This window comes from Corallococcus exercitus, assembly GCF_003611585.1.
Taxonomy (GTDB): domain Bacteria; phylum Myxococcota; class Myxococcia; order Myxococcales; family Myxococcaceae; genus Corallococcus; species Corallococcus exercitus.
The window spans coordinates 1-12,407 of sequence record NZ_RAVW01000290.1; the positions used below are offsets into that span (position 1 = coordinate 1).

Here is a 12,407-nt window from a genome sequence, read left to right on the forward strand (position 1 = left end):
GACGGGGAGTGGATCCGGGGCATTGATCCGCGCAGCATGCGGACCCCTCCTGGCGTCAGCGGTAGGGAATAAAAGCGGTTCCTGGAAAAAGGCGGCGGTCAGGCCGCCAGGAGTGAGCATGCGCAGGCTGTCATCCCCGTGGAGTGAGCTGGCATCCCATTACCCCGTGGTCGTCGTGGGGTCTGGCTATGGCGGGGGCATCTCCGCGAGTCGCCTGGCGCGCGCGGGACAGCAGGTCTGCGTGCTGGAGCGTGGCCGGGAGATGCACCCGGGTGAGATGCCGCGCACGCCCGCGCAGGCCGTGGCCGAGTTCCAGCTCCACTGCGCCCCGGGCCAGGGCGACCTGGACGTGGGCAGCCCCACGGGCCTCATCGAGGTCCACCGCAACGGCGACGTGTCCGTCATCGACGGCTGCGGCCTGGGCGGCACGTCGCTCATCAACGCCGGCGTGACGATGCGGCCCGACCCCCGCGTGTTCGAGGACCCCCGCTGGCCGGAGGCCCTGCGCGCCGACGTGCACGGCCTCCTGGAGGACGGCTTCGCGCACGCGGAGCTGATGCTGCGGCCGCTGCCGTATCCGGAGGACCATCCGCCCCTGCAGAAGCTCAAGACCTTCGGCATCTCCGCGGAGAAGCTGGGCGGACGGCTGACGCGGCCTCCGGTGGCGGTGACGTTCGAGGCGGGCGTCAACGCCGCGGGCGTGCGGCAGCCGGGGTGTTCGCTGTGCGGTGACTGCGCCACGGGCTGCAACACCGGCGCGAAGAACACCGTGCTGATGAACTACCTGCCGGATGCCCACGCGCACGGGGCCCGCATCTTCACGGAGGTGGCGGTGCGCGCGGTGGTGCCGGACGGCGCGAAGTGGCGCGTCTACTACCGCCCCCTCAACACCGGCCGCGAGCGCTTCGACGCGCCCGACGCCTGGCTCACCGCGGACCGGGTCATCCTGGCGGCGGGCACCATGGGCACGACGGAGATCCTGCTGCGCTCGCGCGAGCGAGGCCTGTCCGTGTCGTCGAAGCTGGGCCACCGCTTCAGCAGCAACGGCGACGTGCTGGCCTTCGGCTACAACCTGGACATGCCCGTCCACGGCGTGGGCCACGGCGCGCAGGACCACGAGACGCGCGACCCGGTGGGCCCCTGCATCGCGGGCGTCATCGACCAGCGCGACACCGCGCGGCTGGACGAGGGGATGATCATCGAGGAGGGCGCCATCCCCGGCGCGCTCGCGTCGCTGATGCCCGCGGCGCTCGCGGGGGCCGCGGCGCTGGTGGGCGAGGACACCGACGAGGGCATCCTGGACTGGGTCCAGGAGCGGCTGCGCCAGGCGGACAGCCTGGTGCGCGGCCCGGACCACGGCGCGGTGGAGCACACGCAGACGCTGATGGTGATGTCCCACGACGAGGGCAAGGGCGAGCTGCGGCTGGAGCACGACCGCGTGCGCCTGCACTGGCCGGACGCCGGCCGCGACCCGCAGCTCACCCGCATCGAGGAGCGCCTGCGCCGGGCCACCGCCGCGCTGGGCGGCACCTTCGTGCGCTACCCGCTCTGGTCCGAGGCCTTCGGCAAGGAGCTCCTGTGCACGCACCCGCTGGGCGGCTGTGTCATGGCCGACCGGGCGGAGGACGGCGTGGTGGACCACGAGGGGCGCGTCTTCTCCGGCGCCTCCGGCCGCGCGGTGCACGAAGGGCTGTACGTGTCCGACGGGTCGGTGGTGCCGCGCTCGCTGGGCATCAACCCGCTGCTCACCATCTCCGCCGTCGCCGAGCGCGCCTGCGCCCTGATGGCCCGGCGCCACGGGTGGACCATCGACTACTCGCCGCTGCCGGAGGCGGAGGCCCGTCCGGCCCCCGGGCCCGTGGGCGTGCGTTTCACGGAGACGATGCACGGCTTCGTGTCCGGTGACGTGAAGGCCCCGCATCTGGAGGCCGGCGACCCGGAGCGCGACGACGCCACGCCCCTGCGCTTCGTGCTCACCGTGACGGCGGAGGACCTGGACGCGACGCTGCGCGACGAGCGCCACCCCCTGAAGCTGATGGGCACGGTGACGGCGCCGGTGCTGTCGTCCCGCCCGCTGGTGGTGAAGCGCGGCGAGCTGCGCCTGATGACCCGAGAGCACGCGCGGCCGGGCGGCCAGCGGATGGAGTACCTGCTCCACCTGCTCAGCGAGGCCGGCGAGGCGTACTACCTGGAAGGCTACAAGGACCTCTACGACGACCCGGGCCTGGACCTGTGGAAGGACACCACGACGCTGTTCGTGTCCCTGCACCAGGGAGACGGGCCAGAAGCGCCGTGCATCGGCCGGGGCTTCCTGCGGCTGACGGCCGAGGAGTTCGCCCGCCAGCTCACCACCCTGCGCGTCCTCAACGCCCGGGACGGCGTGCACCGGGCGGAGGCCCTGGCCCGCTTCGGCGGCTTCTTCTTCGGCGCCCTCTGGGACACCTACGTCCGGCGCGTGGCCGCCTAGCAGTCAGGCAGCCGGCGGACAGTCCAGCAGTCCGCGATGGCGTGCCCTCGGGGGTTGCCATGGGCACCCTGTTACCCACCGGGACCGACAGGGAGGACCCCCATGGCTGAAGACCGTGATCCGCAGCGCCGTTCGGGCACACCCCAGGACGAGGAGCCTGCGGAGGAGCGGCGCGAGCTGTCCATCGAGGAGCGGCGTGCGCGGCGCAGTGCGATGCGGGCCAGTCAGACGTATGCCCGCTTCATCGACCACCTTTGTGAGCGGGGAGGCATGTCCCCGAGCGTCGCCCAGCAGGCGGCCGTCTCCGTGCTCTGCGGCCTGGAGCAGCGCATCCAGGTGGAGGAGTCACACGACCTGGAGGCGCAGCTGCCGCGCAAGCTCACGGAGCTGCTGCACCGCTGTGAACGCCACGACGCCGAGCCCCGTCCGGAGAAGTTCGGCCGCGACGAACTCCTGAAGCAGGTAGGCGAGGACCTGGCTTTGAATCCGGATGCCGTGGAGCCCGTGGTGCGCGCGGTGATGGACGCCGTCCGCCATCAGATCAGCGAGGGCGAGGCGGAGGACGTGAGCGCCCAGCTGCCAGCGGACATCCGCCACCTTTGGCTGCCGACGATGTGAAGCGGGCTGTTAAGGTCTCCGGCACACGCTTGCCGGAGACCGCGCATGGCCCTCGATGATGACTTCAGCGCCGCCCAGAGCCGGGTGAAGACGCTGTCCAAGGCCCCCTCGAACGACACGCTGCTGGAGCTGTACTCCCTCTACAAGCAGGGCACCGAAGGGGACGTTCAGGGCAAGCGCCCCGGCATGCTCGATATCAAGGGCCGCGCGAAGTACGACGCGTGGGCCGGCCGCAAGGGGCTGGCGAAGGACGCCGCGAAGCAGCAGTACGTGGCGCTCGTGGACCGGCTCCTGCGCGGGTAGACACGGCCTTCATGCCCCAATGGCTCAGGATGGCGCTGTTCCTCGTGCCGGTCACCACGCTGCTCGCGGTGGCGCACGTCTACCTGTACCGCCGCCTGGTGCGCGACGTGACGGCGAGCAGGGCGCTGCGCCGCGCGGGCAAGGGGCTCTTCGCCGGGGGGCTCGTGGGCTCCCTGGGCGCCCGGATGGTGGGGGCGATGTTCTCCTCCGAGGTGGCGTGGTGGACGGGCATCGCGCTGCTGGTGTGGATGGGGCTGGTGCTCTACCTGCTCATGTTCACCCTGGGGTTGGACGTGGTGCGGAGCGTGCTCGCCCGCGTACGCAAGGCCCCGGAGCCGCCGTCCCCCGAGCGCCGGGCCTTCCTCGCGCGAGGGATTGCCGCGGGCGCCACCGTGGCGGGCGCGACGGTGAGCAGCTTCGGCGCCTGGCGCGCGTTCCATCCGCCGGACGTGCGCGACATCCCGGTGCGGCTGCCCGGGCTGCCCAAGGCGCTGGAGGGCTTCACGCTGGTGCAGCTCACGGACATCCACATCGGCGGGGTGTTGCAGCGCCGCTTCGTGGATGAGCTGGTGGCGCGCGCCAACGCGCTCAAGCCGGACCTCATCGCGGTGACGGGCGACCTGGTGGACGGCACGGTGCCGGAGCTGGGCCGCTACGTGGAGGGCTTCGGCGCGCTCAAGGCCCGGCACGGCGCGTACTTCGTCACCGGCAACCACGACTACTACTCCGGCGTGGAGGCGTGGACGGAGTTCGTCCGGGGGCTGGGCATCACCGTGCTGCGCAACCGCACCGTGCCCATTGGTGACGCGGGCGCGTCCTTCGACCTCATCGGCGTGGACGACTGGAGCGCGAGCCGGTTCGGTGAGCCCGGTTATGACCTGGACGCGGCGCTCCAGGGGCGCAGGCCGGACCGCGCGTCGGTGCTGCTGGCGCACCAGCCCTCCAACTTCGAGGTGGTGGCGCGGCGTGGCCTGGGGCTCCAGATTTCAGGCCATACGCACGGCGGACAGATGTTCCCGGGCAACGTGGTGGGCCACCTCATCTGGGGCGACCAGAACGCGGGCCTGAGCAGGCTGGCCGAATCACATCTCTACGTCAGCCGAGGGTGCGGCTTCGTGGGTCCGCCCATGCGCGTCGCCGCGCCGCCGGAGATTGCCCGCATCATCCTGCTGCCGGGCTGAAAAAGCGGCTCACGGCTTGCGGTGGGCGCTGTCCAGGAGCAGGCCGTCCTCCTGGAGGAGGGTGGGGGCGGACCGGGGACGGCCGTACAGCAGCCCCGAGGCGATGCGCAGCGGCGCGGCCCACGCGGGCTCGTCACGCACCAGCACGTCCTCGCCGCCCATGCGGACCACCATGCCGTCGGGGGCCACCACGGAGAAGCGCAGCGGCCGGCCCAGCGCCACCTGGAGCGCGGCCATGGTCGTCTCGTCCTCCTGGGAGAAGCCGAGGGGGCCCTCGGGGTGGCTGTGGGTGATCTCCACCAGCGTGTCCCGCAGGCTCCAGATGGCTTCCCACCGTGCGCGGGAGTCCGGAAGCGCCACGGGGTCGTCGAACGAATCGCCCCACAGCACCGCGTCCTCCGGCCCGATGAGCAGGCACACCTCGCGCGTCGTCGACATGAAGTTCTTCCTCCCGAATGGCCCGTACCGACGTGGGGAACGGGCCGGGTCGGACACGCGCGTTTCAGACGTGCCGGGTGATGACCAGCGCGTCCGTTTCGATGGCTTCCTTCAGGACGGACGGCAGGCTCTCCAGCGTGACCCGGGTGTCCGCGCCCGCCAGGCACACGCCCGCGTCGCGGACGCGCAACGTCGCGGCCTCCACCACCGTGACGAAGCGCTCGCCCATGAACGTGTAGACGACCTCCAGGAGGCCGTCGCCCAGACGGCGGTGGGCCAGCAGCCGCGCGCCGGCCTTGTCGAGCGCGCGCTCCACCCACGCGCCGACGTCCGACTCCGAGCGCCGGTGCCCGTGTCGCGTGGGGCCTCGTCCGTCCCGCGTGCCCGAGGTCCGGGATGAAGCGCGCGCGGAGTCATCCCGCCGCGCCTCCCAGGTCTCGTGCTCGCGGGAAGACAGCGTCGTCTCGCGGCCCTCCGCGTCGCGCCACGCATCCCCGCGCTCCGGCCCGTCCCGCACGACCCCACGACCGCGCTGGCCCCTCTCGACGCCACGGCCGTCCTGGCCCCATGGGGGCTCCGACGTGCTGGACTCATGGCGAATTCGCGCACGGGCCTCCAGGGCGTGGAGAGCGTCCCATCGCTCGCGCTCGCGCCCTGACAACGGCCGCGCGATCTCGCGTCCCTCCGCGTCCCGCCAGACCTCGGGCGCACCGTGCTCGCGGTGCGTCCACGCACGCGTCTCCGCTTCTTCGCGCCGGGCCTCCTGCTCCGCCTGCATGCGGAGGAAGCGCGCCCGCTCCTCCGCGAGCCCGCGCAGGCAGCGCTCCGCCTCCGCGCGTCCCTCGCGCGCCACGTCGAGCACCCGCGCTCGGGCCTCCACGGGCGCGAATGGGATGCCCGTGCCGCGCGATGCCGCCTCCAGCACCGCGAAGCCGAACGCCGCGCGCAGCGACGCACTCACGCCACGCGCGTCCCCCAGCGCCCGGTCCTCCTCCAGCGCGCGGCGCGCCGTCTCCTCCGCCTCGCCCTCGAACTCCACGCCCTCGAAGAGCAGCGTCCCGTCATGCCAGCGGCGCGCCGTCACCGGCGACAGGCGCGGCGGCTCCTCCTCCGGCATCAACGCGAGCGGCTCCGCCACCGCGCCCTCGCGCACCAGCCGCGTCCCCCAGACGTGGCCCCGCACGCGAGGCAGCGCCTCCAGCCCTTCCGGAGCGGCCGGCTCGCGCGCGGTGGCCTCGCGGCCCTTCACCTCGAAACGCCACCAGCCCGGGGCGACGGGCTCGGTGACGCGCAGGCGGCGTGAAGGCGCGTCCACGGTCCCGCCGCCGAAATACGGCAGCACCGCCGACTCCACCTTCCCGAGCAGCTTCCGGTAGTCCACGCCCCTGCCTCCTTCTTCACGCCACCTTCAACAGCGGCGTGCTCATCACCCGGTCCACCCAGCCGGACTGGCTGGCCCCCGCCTCACGCGGCGCGTCCATCAGCGCCTGGAGCACGCGCGGCACCTGATACGGGTCCGCGAACTGCCCCACGCTCACCTCGCTGAAGGGCACGCCCAGCTGCTTCGCACCCGAGCGCACCGTGTTGCCGCGCGCCCCCGCCACGCTCACCAGCATCGCCATGGCCGCCACGCTGTAGCCACACGCGTGGAAGGCCCGGGCGAACTGGTCGCCTGCCTCGCCCGCCTCGTCACCCACCACCATCACCACCAGCTTCGCCTCCGCCGGGATGCGCACGCCGGAGCGGTGCAGCGCGTGGACACCGGCCGCGTGCACCGTGCCGCCGGACGCCTTCAGCCCGGACAGCATGTGCTGCACCGCCGTGCGGTTCGCCGCCTTGGGTTTGAGCACCGTGCCCATGGTGTCGAACGCCGCCACGTGCAGCTTGTCCATCGGGAAGCCCGCGAGGATGCGCGACAGCGCCTCCTTGGACTGCTCGATGGCGCCCTCCATGGACCCCGACTTGTCGATGAGGAACATCACCCGCACGTCCGTCTCCGCCGTCGCCTCCGCCACCGCCTTCTTCACCGCGTTGTCGCTCGCCTCCTCCAGCTTGCGGCGCACGTCCTCGCTCCGGACGTTCTTCGCGATGTTCAGCGAGCGCTGATCCGTCGCGTTCGCCACCGCCCGCTCCCAGCGCGCCTTCACGGAGGGCTCCTGCAAGAGGCCCAGGTCCTCCAGCGTGGGCGTCATCAGCCGCAGGTCGCGGTCCGACAACGACGGCAGCAGCGTCGCCAGGATGGCGGGCGTGAGGCCCACGTCCTTCGGCAGCCGGCCCACGACCTCCTTGTAGGAGAGCCGCTCCAGTTCAATCCACTCGCAGATCTCCGCCTCGGAGAGGCCGTCGAAGCGCTCGCGCTTCACCAGCGTGAGGCCCTGCAGGCCCACCTGCCGGTGGCCACCGTCCGCCTGCTTCTGCTTCCAGCCGAGCACCTCGAAGAAGCCCTGCGACTGGGGCTTGTAGCCCGCCTTGCGCGCCAGCTTCTTCAGCGTCTCCTTGTAGCCCGCCTTCACCAGGCCCTGGAGCATGGGCAGGTTCGCCTCGCGCGCAGCCAGCCACTTCTGCGCCACGCGCTTCCAGCGGCCCAGCGGCGGCTTGCGCGACGCCGGGTCTCCGAAGCCCGCGGCGCGGTTGAGACGGGCGATCTCCGGCGTCTCCAGCAGCTCCGCCACGCGCAGCACGGCCTTGGGCGTGAGCATCCGCGTGGAGCGGCGCACGTAGTGCAGCACCATGGCCTCGCCGATGGCGCGGTAGTCGTCGTCGTGGAAGGCGACGGCGCCCTGGCCGTCGCGCACGGGCTGGCCCGCGTGCTCCTGCACGAGCATCAACGCGCAGGTGGCCACCTTCAGGTCGCGCCAGTCCGTCTGCGTCAGCGCGTACGACGCGAAGTGCGCCATCAGCATGGGGTTGAGGCGGTGGAGCTCCAAGAGCTGGCCGTACAGCTTCACCGCGGCGGGCACGAACAGGCCCGGCGCCACCTTGCGGCCGCGCGCCTGCGCCTTCGCGTCCGCGTTGGCGGCGGCCACCCAGGTGCCGTTCACGTCCAGGCCCGGGCGGTGGTGCCACAGGTGGGCCGAGCCGCCGAGCACCACGTCGAGCAGCCGCTCGGCCGGTCCGCGCTGCGTCTCCGGAAGGGTCGTCTGGGTGGTGCGAGCGGTGGTCATGGCGGTCGTCCCCCTTTCGGGACGGAAGGCATGCCCGGAAGGGCGGCCTGGGAGCGGGGAGGGAAAAGGTGAGCGCCCGAGTGAGGAAGCCGGTTGGCTGAAACTGGAGTTCAGTGCCGGACCGCCGGCGGTCCCCCCGCCTTGTGAGCGGAGGGGTGGAGTCGAACCACGGCGTGTAGGGCCTCTTCGGCCGGGCGCTCGAAAGCGATGCCCCCCAGGACGCCCCCCTGGCCGGAATCCTGACGGCACATTTCCAGGCCTGTTTCCGGGGTCTTGCGAGCCTGGCCGGGCCTCTATGGAGAAGACCCGCCGCGTCATGCGCGGCCCGCGAAAAAAGCGTGTCAGGAAACGCGGGGGACTGGAGTCGGGGGTTCGGGTAACCAGTCGGAGGCTGTCCGCGGATGCAACGTGCTACCTTGCCGCGCCACATCCCCGTAACCCAACCTCTCGGGATGAGGACGTCCCGGGACAGCCTCCAGGGTCCTCCGGTGTACGAGCAGCTCACGGATGAGGAATTGTTCGCGGAGGTGTCCCGCCGCCGCGCCACGGGCGAGGCCGTGGGGACCCCGCTGGGGGCCTTGTGCGCGCGATGGGCGCGCCCGGCCCGCTACGTCATCAGCAGGATTCAGGGCAGCTACGGACGCGGCTCCCCGGCGGACGCCGACGAGCTGTTCCAGGACGCGGTGGGGAAGTTCCTCGACCGGGGCCTGGACCAGTTCCGGGGCGTGTCCGAGCAGATGCCGGGCAGGAGCGCGTCTCCCAAGACGTTCTTCCTGCGCATCGTCAAGCACGTCGCCATCGACTTCTACCGGCGGCACCGGGAGGAGCTGGCGCCCGCGCCGTCTTCGCCCGACGACGTGATGGAAGAGACGCCGTCCGAGGTGGCCCGGGCGGTGGAAGGCGCACGGCGTCGCGAGGAGCGCGCCGAGGCGCAGGAGCTGTACTGGGCCGCCTACGCCAGGCTCCAGCAGGAGCACCCCAAGGAGGCTTCCGCATGGGAGCTGTATCACCACGAGGACGTGGAGGATCACGAGGAATGCGCACGCCGTTTGAACATCAGCGTGGTGAACTCCTACAAGCGCGTCAGCCGCGCCCAGGCATACCTGCGTTTGTACCTGCTGGAGCTGCAGCGGGACGGACTGCCGGAGGAGCCGTCGTGACGCCCCGCGGGGGGCTCCAGTCCTCCGCCCAGCCCGGGATGTCGCGATGAAGGGCGACGCGCTGTCCCGCTACCAGGCCCGGTACGCGCGCCTGGGCGCGGGCCCCCTCGCGGTGGGCGAGCTGTTGGAGGTGGTGGGGGATGTGCTGCGCCGCTCGGACCGGCTCGGCACCGACGGGGTGGAAGAGGCCTTGAAGGGCCTGGACCGCCCCGAAGTGGAAGCCTGGTTGCGCCAGCAGAAACCGCAGGCGCTCCAGCCGCTGCTCCTGCGTGCCGCCGAGGAGTCGATGGAGGTGGCGCTGGGCGAGGAGGGTGAGGAGGCGGAGCTGTGGCGCACGTCCGCGCTGGAAGGACTGGCCGCCCGGGACCGGGCCGCCTCCGCCGCCCGCGCGCTCGCCACCTGGGAGCTGCTGAAGGGCCCGCTGGACGGGGACGCGCTCGCCGCTCGCGAGCGGTTCCTCGGGGGGCTGGGCCACCTGGACACCGCGCTGCGCTCCCGGGCGCGCTGGTTCATCCCGCTCAACGCCGAGCGCCGCGCCGAGCGCGACCTCCTGGACCCCGTGGAGCGTCCCGGCGCGTGGTGGTTCTCCGCGCGGGCCGGTTGCGATGACCTGGTGGCGTCCTGGACGGGCCGCCCCATGAAGGATCCGGAGCACCTGAAGGACTGTGCCAGCTGCCGCGCGGACCGGGCGGACACCGCGGTGGTGGACAGCCCCCCGCGCCGTCACCTCACGGACGACGAGCTGTGGCGGCTGGACTCGGGCGAGATGGGCCGCGAGGAGCGCGAGCGCGTGGAGGCCCACACGGCCGGCTGTGGCGAGTGCGCGCAGGCCGTGCTGGCGCTGGAAGAGGGCGACGCCGCCATCGACGAGGCGCTGGAGCTGGACGAGGACGGGGCGCAGGCCCCGCGCGCGGCGCGTGACTCCCGCGCGGACGTGGCCCGGCGCCCGGGCGCGGCCCGCCTGCCGGAGCACCGCGAGGTGCTGGAGGAGCGGCGCGACTTCCGCGTGGTGCTGGTGCGCGAGCGTCAGCGGGTGCGGCTGCTGGTGCAGCCCCTGGGCACGCGCGCCGTGACGGCCGCCGTCTTCCTGTCGCCGGGGCGTCCGTCGCTCAAGCCGACGCAGGGGCCGGAGGGGCTGTCCTTCGACCTGTCCACGGCGCTGGCCACCGGCGCGCACGCGGCCCACCTCACGGTGCAGGCCGGGCAGGAGACGCTGGAGCGCGACTTCGCGTTCTGACGTCCGGCGGTGAAGGAAGGGCAGGGCCCTTCCTTCCGCCCACGCTCCGCCCTACCGGGCCTTCGTGGCGGGGCGATTGCTCCCGGCCGCGTTGTCCGGCTGGGGGGAGCGCACGGGCGTGCTCGGCACCGGCGGCGTGAAGGGGGACGGGTCGCGCCGGAAGGTGTTGGCGAGGAACGACACCACCAGCTGCGTGAGGGGCGGCCGGGTGGTGAGCGCGACGCCGCACACGTCGATGCGGTCCATCTCGTGCACGCCCTCCATCTGCCGGTAGACGTTGCAGCCCTGCTCCGCGGCGGCCTCCCGGTCGCGCAGGAGCTTGCGCTCGAAGACCCCCCAGCGCATGTGCAGCACGTCCGGGCTGAGGCGGATGTCCACGGGGCCGGTGCCCCAGGTGCCCTGGATGCGGGTGGTGGAGCCGCCCGCGTGCACCTTCACCCGCAGCGGGTAGTTGCGGTAGGTGCCGTTCACCTCGATGCCGTGCTCGAAGAGTTCGTCGCCCACGGTGCCCTGCCACTGCTGGCCCTTGCCCTTCACGAGCGGGTTCTCCGTCTGCACGGTGAGGGCGTCGAACCAGTAGTAGCCCACGCGGCCCAGCCGCTCGCCGCCGCTCCAGACAGGGGAGGTGGCGGGAATCTCCTCCAGACCCTGGGGGCCGGAGGGCAGGGGCTGCGCGTGGGCGAGCAGATCCGTCGTCTTCACCGACGCATCCACCGTCTCGAAGCGCACTCCGCCGAGCCACGCCTGGCCGGCGCCGCTCATGATGAGGCCCGCCATGATGGTGGTGGCCTCCAGCGGGACGTCCAGCACGACGTCGTAGCGCTGGCAGCCGTGGGTGCCCACGAGGGCGCGCGACTGCATGTTGTCGAAGGCGAGCGGCTGCTTGGGGTCCGCGCCCTCCACGCGCATCCACAGCCCCGCCCAGCCCTTCACGTCCTGGTGGCGCACGGCGGCGGAGAAGCGCAGGCGCTTGCCCCGGAAGTCCTGCGCGCTGAAGGCCTGCATGAAGGTGCCGAAGCTGTCCGTGGCCTGGGTGCGCGAGCGCAGGAACGCGCTGCGCGTGCCCTCACACGGGGCGTCCTCGTCCACGCCCGCTTCGTAGTGCCGGGGCGCGCTCTCCGTGACGTACCAGCCCTGCGGCAGCTTCGCGCGCGTGGCGTCCGTCGCGGCGGGCATGCCGCCGGAGGACGCGGGAGGCGTCGCGGGGGCCGCCGTGGCGGTGGGTGACGGCGCCGCGCCGGACTTCGACGCAGGCGCCACCGAGGCCGTGGACATCGGCGCCGCACCGGACTTCAGGCCGGGGCCCGGGACTTCGGTGGGCATCGGCGTCGCGCCGGGCTTCGGCGCCACGGCTTCGGGTGTCGCCGCCGAGGTGGACGCGAGCGCCGTGGTGGAGGCGCTCGCCGCGATGGAAGGTGTCTGGGCCGCCGCGAGGGGCGCGCAGAGCGCCAGCAGCAGGCCGGGGATGCGGGTTCGGAGCGTCATCTCGGAAGTCCTCACAGGGCGGCCGGCCGCGAGTTCAGCGCCACCTGGGTCAGCTCGCTGGACGCGTCGTAGCGGGGGACCTCGCCCTGTCCACCGGGGTGATACACGAGCAGCCCGCGCGCGCTCGCGGACCTGAGGCAGTGCTCCTGCGTGGCCAGGTCCGGGCACGCGACCACGATGTCCCGGGGCCCCTGCTCCACGTCCCGCGCCGCGACGGCCGGCGCTTCCACCGGACTTCAGGCCGGGGCCCGGGACTTCGGTGGGCATCGGCGTCGCGCCGGGCTTCGGCGCCACGGCTTCGGGTGTCGCCGCCGAGGTGGACGCGAGCGCCGTGGTGGAGGCGCTCGCCGCGAT

11 protein-coding genes are annotated in these 12,407 nt (G+C 72.8%); 6 read left to right on the forward strand and 5 right to left on the reverse strand.

The genetic code is table 11. From position 1 onward, the window contains the following. The first annotated feature begins 118 nt into the window (after nucleotides 1-118). The 4 genes from D7W79_RS28910 (at nucleotide 119) to D7W79_RS28925 (ending at nucleotide 4,569) form a co-directional block, all read left to right on the forward strand. Nucleotides 119-2,467, forward strand: a complete 2,349-nt coding sequence (locus D7W79_RS28910) for a GMC family oxidoreductase N-terminal domain-containing protein (RefSeq protein WP_120528622.1) — start codon at nucleotides 119-121, stop codon at nucleotides 2,465-2,467. A gap of 102 nt (nucleotides 2,468-2,569) precedes the next feature. Beyond that, entirely contained in the window at nucleotides 2,570-3,085 is a 516-nt protein-coding gene (locus tag D7W79_RS28915) for a DUF2267 domain-containing protein (RefSeq protein WP_120528613.1), read from the forward strand. A gap of 45 nt (nucleotides 3,086-3,130) precedes the next feature. Then, nucleotides 3,131-3,388 carry an acyl-CoA-binding protein gene (locus tag D7W79_RS28920; protein WP_120528614.1) on the forward strand — a complete coding sequence of 86 codons (258 nt, stop codon included), beginning with the start codon at nucleotides 3,131-3,133 and terminating at the stop codon, nucleotides 3,386-3,388. A gap of 11 nt (nucleotides 3,389-3,399) precedes the next feature. Further along, on the forward strand, nucleotides 3,400-4,569 hold the full coding sequence (locus D7W79_RS28925) for a metallophosphoesterase (RefSeq protein WP_120528615.1): 1,170 nt from the start codon (nucleotides 3,400-3,402) through the stop codon (nucleotides 4,567-4,569). 9 nt (nucleotides 4,570-4,578) lie between these two features. On the opposite strand, the gene D7W79_RS28930 is transcribed toward D7W79_RS28925, so the two are convergent. The 3 genes from D7W79_RS28930 to D7W79_RS28940 form a co-directional block, all read right to left on the reverse strand. Beyond that, on the reverse strand, nucleotides 4,579-5,007 hold the full coding sequence (locus D7W79_RS28930; protein WP_120528616.1) for a hypothetical protein: 429 nt from the start codon (nucleotides 5,005-5,007) through the stop codon (nucleotides 4,579-4,581). A 64-nt stretch (nucleotides 5,008-5,071) separates the two neighbouring features. After that, a complete protein-coding gene (locus D7W79_RS45280) occupies nucleotides 5,072-6,388 on the reverse strand; it encodes a hypothetical protein (protein ID WP_244222024.1) in 1,317 nt (438 codons plus the stop codon). Nucleotides 6,389-6,404: 16 nt separating this feature from the next. Further along, nucleotides 6,405-8,171, reverse strand: a complete 1,767-nt coding sequence (locus D7W79_RS28940) for a VWA domain-containing protein (RefSeq protein ID WP_120528617.1) — start codon at nucleotides 8,169-8,171, stop codon at nucleotides 6,405-6,407. 488 nt (nucleotides 8,172-8,659) lie between these two features. Between D7W79_RS28940 and D7W79_RS28945 the strand changes: the two genes are divergently transcribed. Together D7W79_RS28945 and D7W79_RS28950 are read left to right on the forward strand one after the other, a co-directional pair. Beyond that, on the forward strand, nucleotides 8,660-9,331 hold the full coding sequence (locus tag D7W79_RS28945; RefSeq protein WP_120528618.1) for an RNA polymerase sigma factor: 672 nt from the start codon (nucleotides 8,660-8,662) through the stop codon (nucleotides 9,329-9,331). Nucleotides 9,332-9,377: 46 nt separating this feature from the next. Beyond that, on the forward strand, nucleotides 9,378-10,568 hold the full coding sequence (locus D7W79_RS28950; protein WP_120528619.1) for a zf-HC2 domain-containing protein: 1,191 nt from the start codon (nucleotides 9,378-9,380) through the stop codon (nucleotides 10,566-10,568). A gap of 51 nt (nucleotides 10,569-10,619) precedes the next feature. On the opposite strand, the gene D7W79_RS28955 is transcribed toward D7W79_RS28950, so the two are convergent. Beyond that, the gene (locus tag D7W79_RS28955; protein ID WP_120528620.1) at nucleotides 10,620-12,053 is read right to left on the reverse strand and encodes an AraC family transcriptional regulator; all 1,434 of its coding nucleotides are present in this window, start codon (nucleotides 12,051-12,053) and stop codon (nucleotides 10,620-10,622) included. 11 nt (nucleotides 12,054-12,064) lie between these two features. Then, the gene (locus tag D7W79_RS28960) at nucleotides 12,065-12,283 is read right to left on the reverse strand and encodes a hypothetical protein (RefSeq protein WP_120528621.1); all 219 of its coding nucleotides are present in this window, start codon (nucleotides 12,281-12,283) and stop codon (nucleotides 12,065-12,067) included. Nucleotides 12,284-12,407: the final 124 nt, after the last annotated feature.

What these genes read in the sequence shown, in the direction of transcription:
- D7W79_RS28955 (WP_120528620.1), bottom strand. Translation starts at nt 12,053, where the DNA reads ATGACGCTCCGAACCCGCATCCCCGGCCTGCTGCTGGCGCTCTGCGCG.
- D7W79_RS28920 (WP_120528614.1), top strand. Translation starts at nt 3,131, where the DNA reads ATGGCCCTCGATGATGACTTCAGCGCCGCCCAGAGCCGGGTGAAGACG.
- D7W79_RS28915 (WP_120528613.1), top strand. Translation starts at nt 2,570, where the DNA reads ATGGCTGAAGACCGTGATCCGCAGCGCCGTTCGGGCACACCCCAGGAC.
- D7W79_RS28950 (WP_120528619.1), top strand. Translation starts at nt 9,378, where the DNA reads ATGAAGGGCGACGCGCTGTCCCGCTACCAGGCCCGGTACGCGCGCCTG.
- D7W79_RS28925 (WP_120528615.1), top strand. Translation starts at nt 3,400, where the DNA reads ATGCCCCAATGGCTCAGGATGGCGCTGTTCCTCGTGCCGGTCACCACG.
- D7W79_RS28930 (WP_120528616.1), bottom strand. Translation starts at nt 5,007, where the DNA reads ATGTCGACGACGCGCGAGGTGTGCCTGCTCATCGGGCCGGAGGACGCG.
- D7W79_RS28940 (WP_120528617.1), bottom strand. Translation starts at nt 8,171, where the DNA reads ATGACCACCGCTCGCACCACCCAGACGACCCTTCCGGAGACGCAGCGC.
- D7W79_RS28910 (WP_120528622.1), top strand. Translation starts at nt 119, where the DNA reads ATGCGCAGGCTGTCATCCCCGTGGAGTGAGCTGGCATCCCATTACCCC.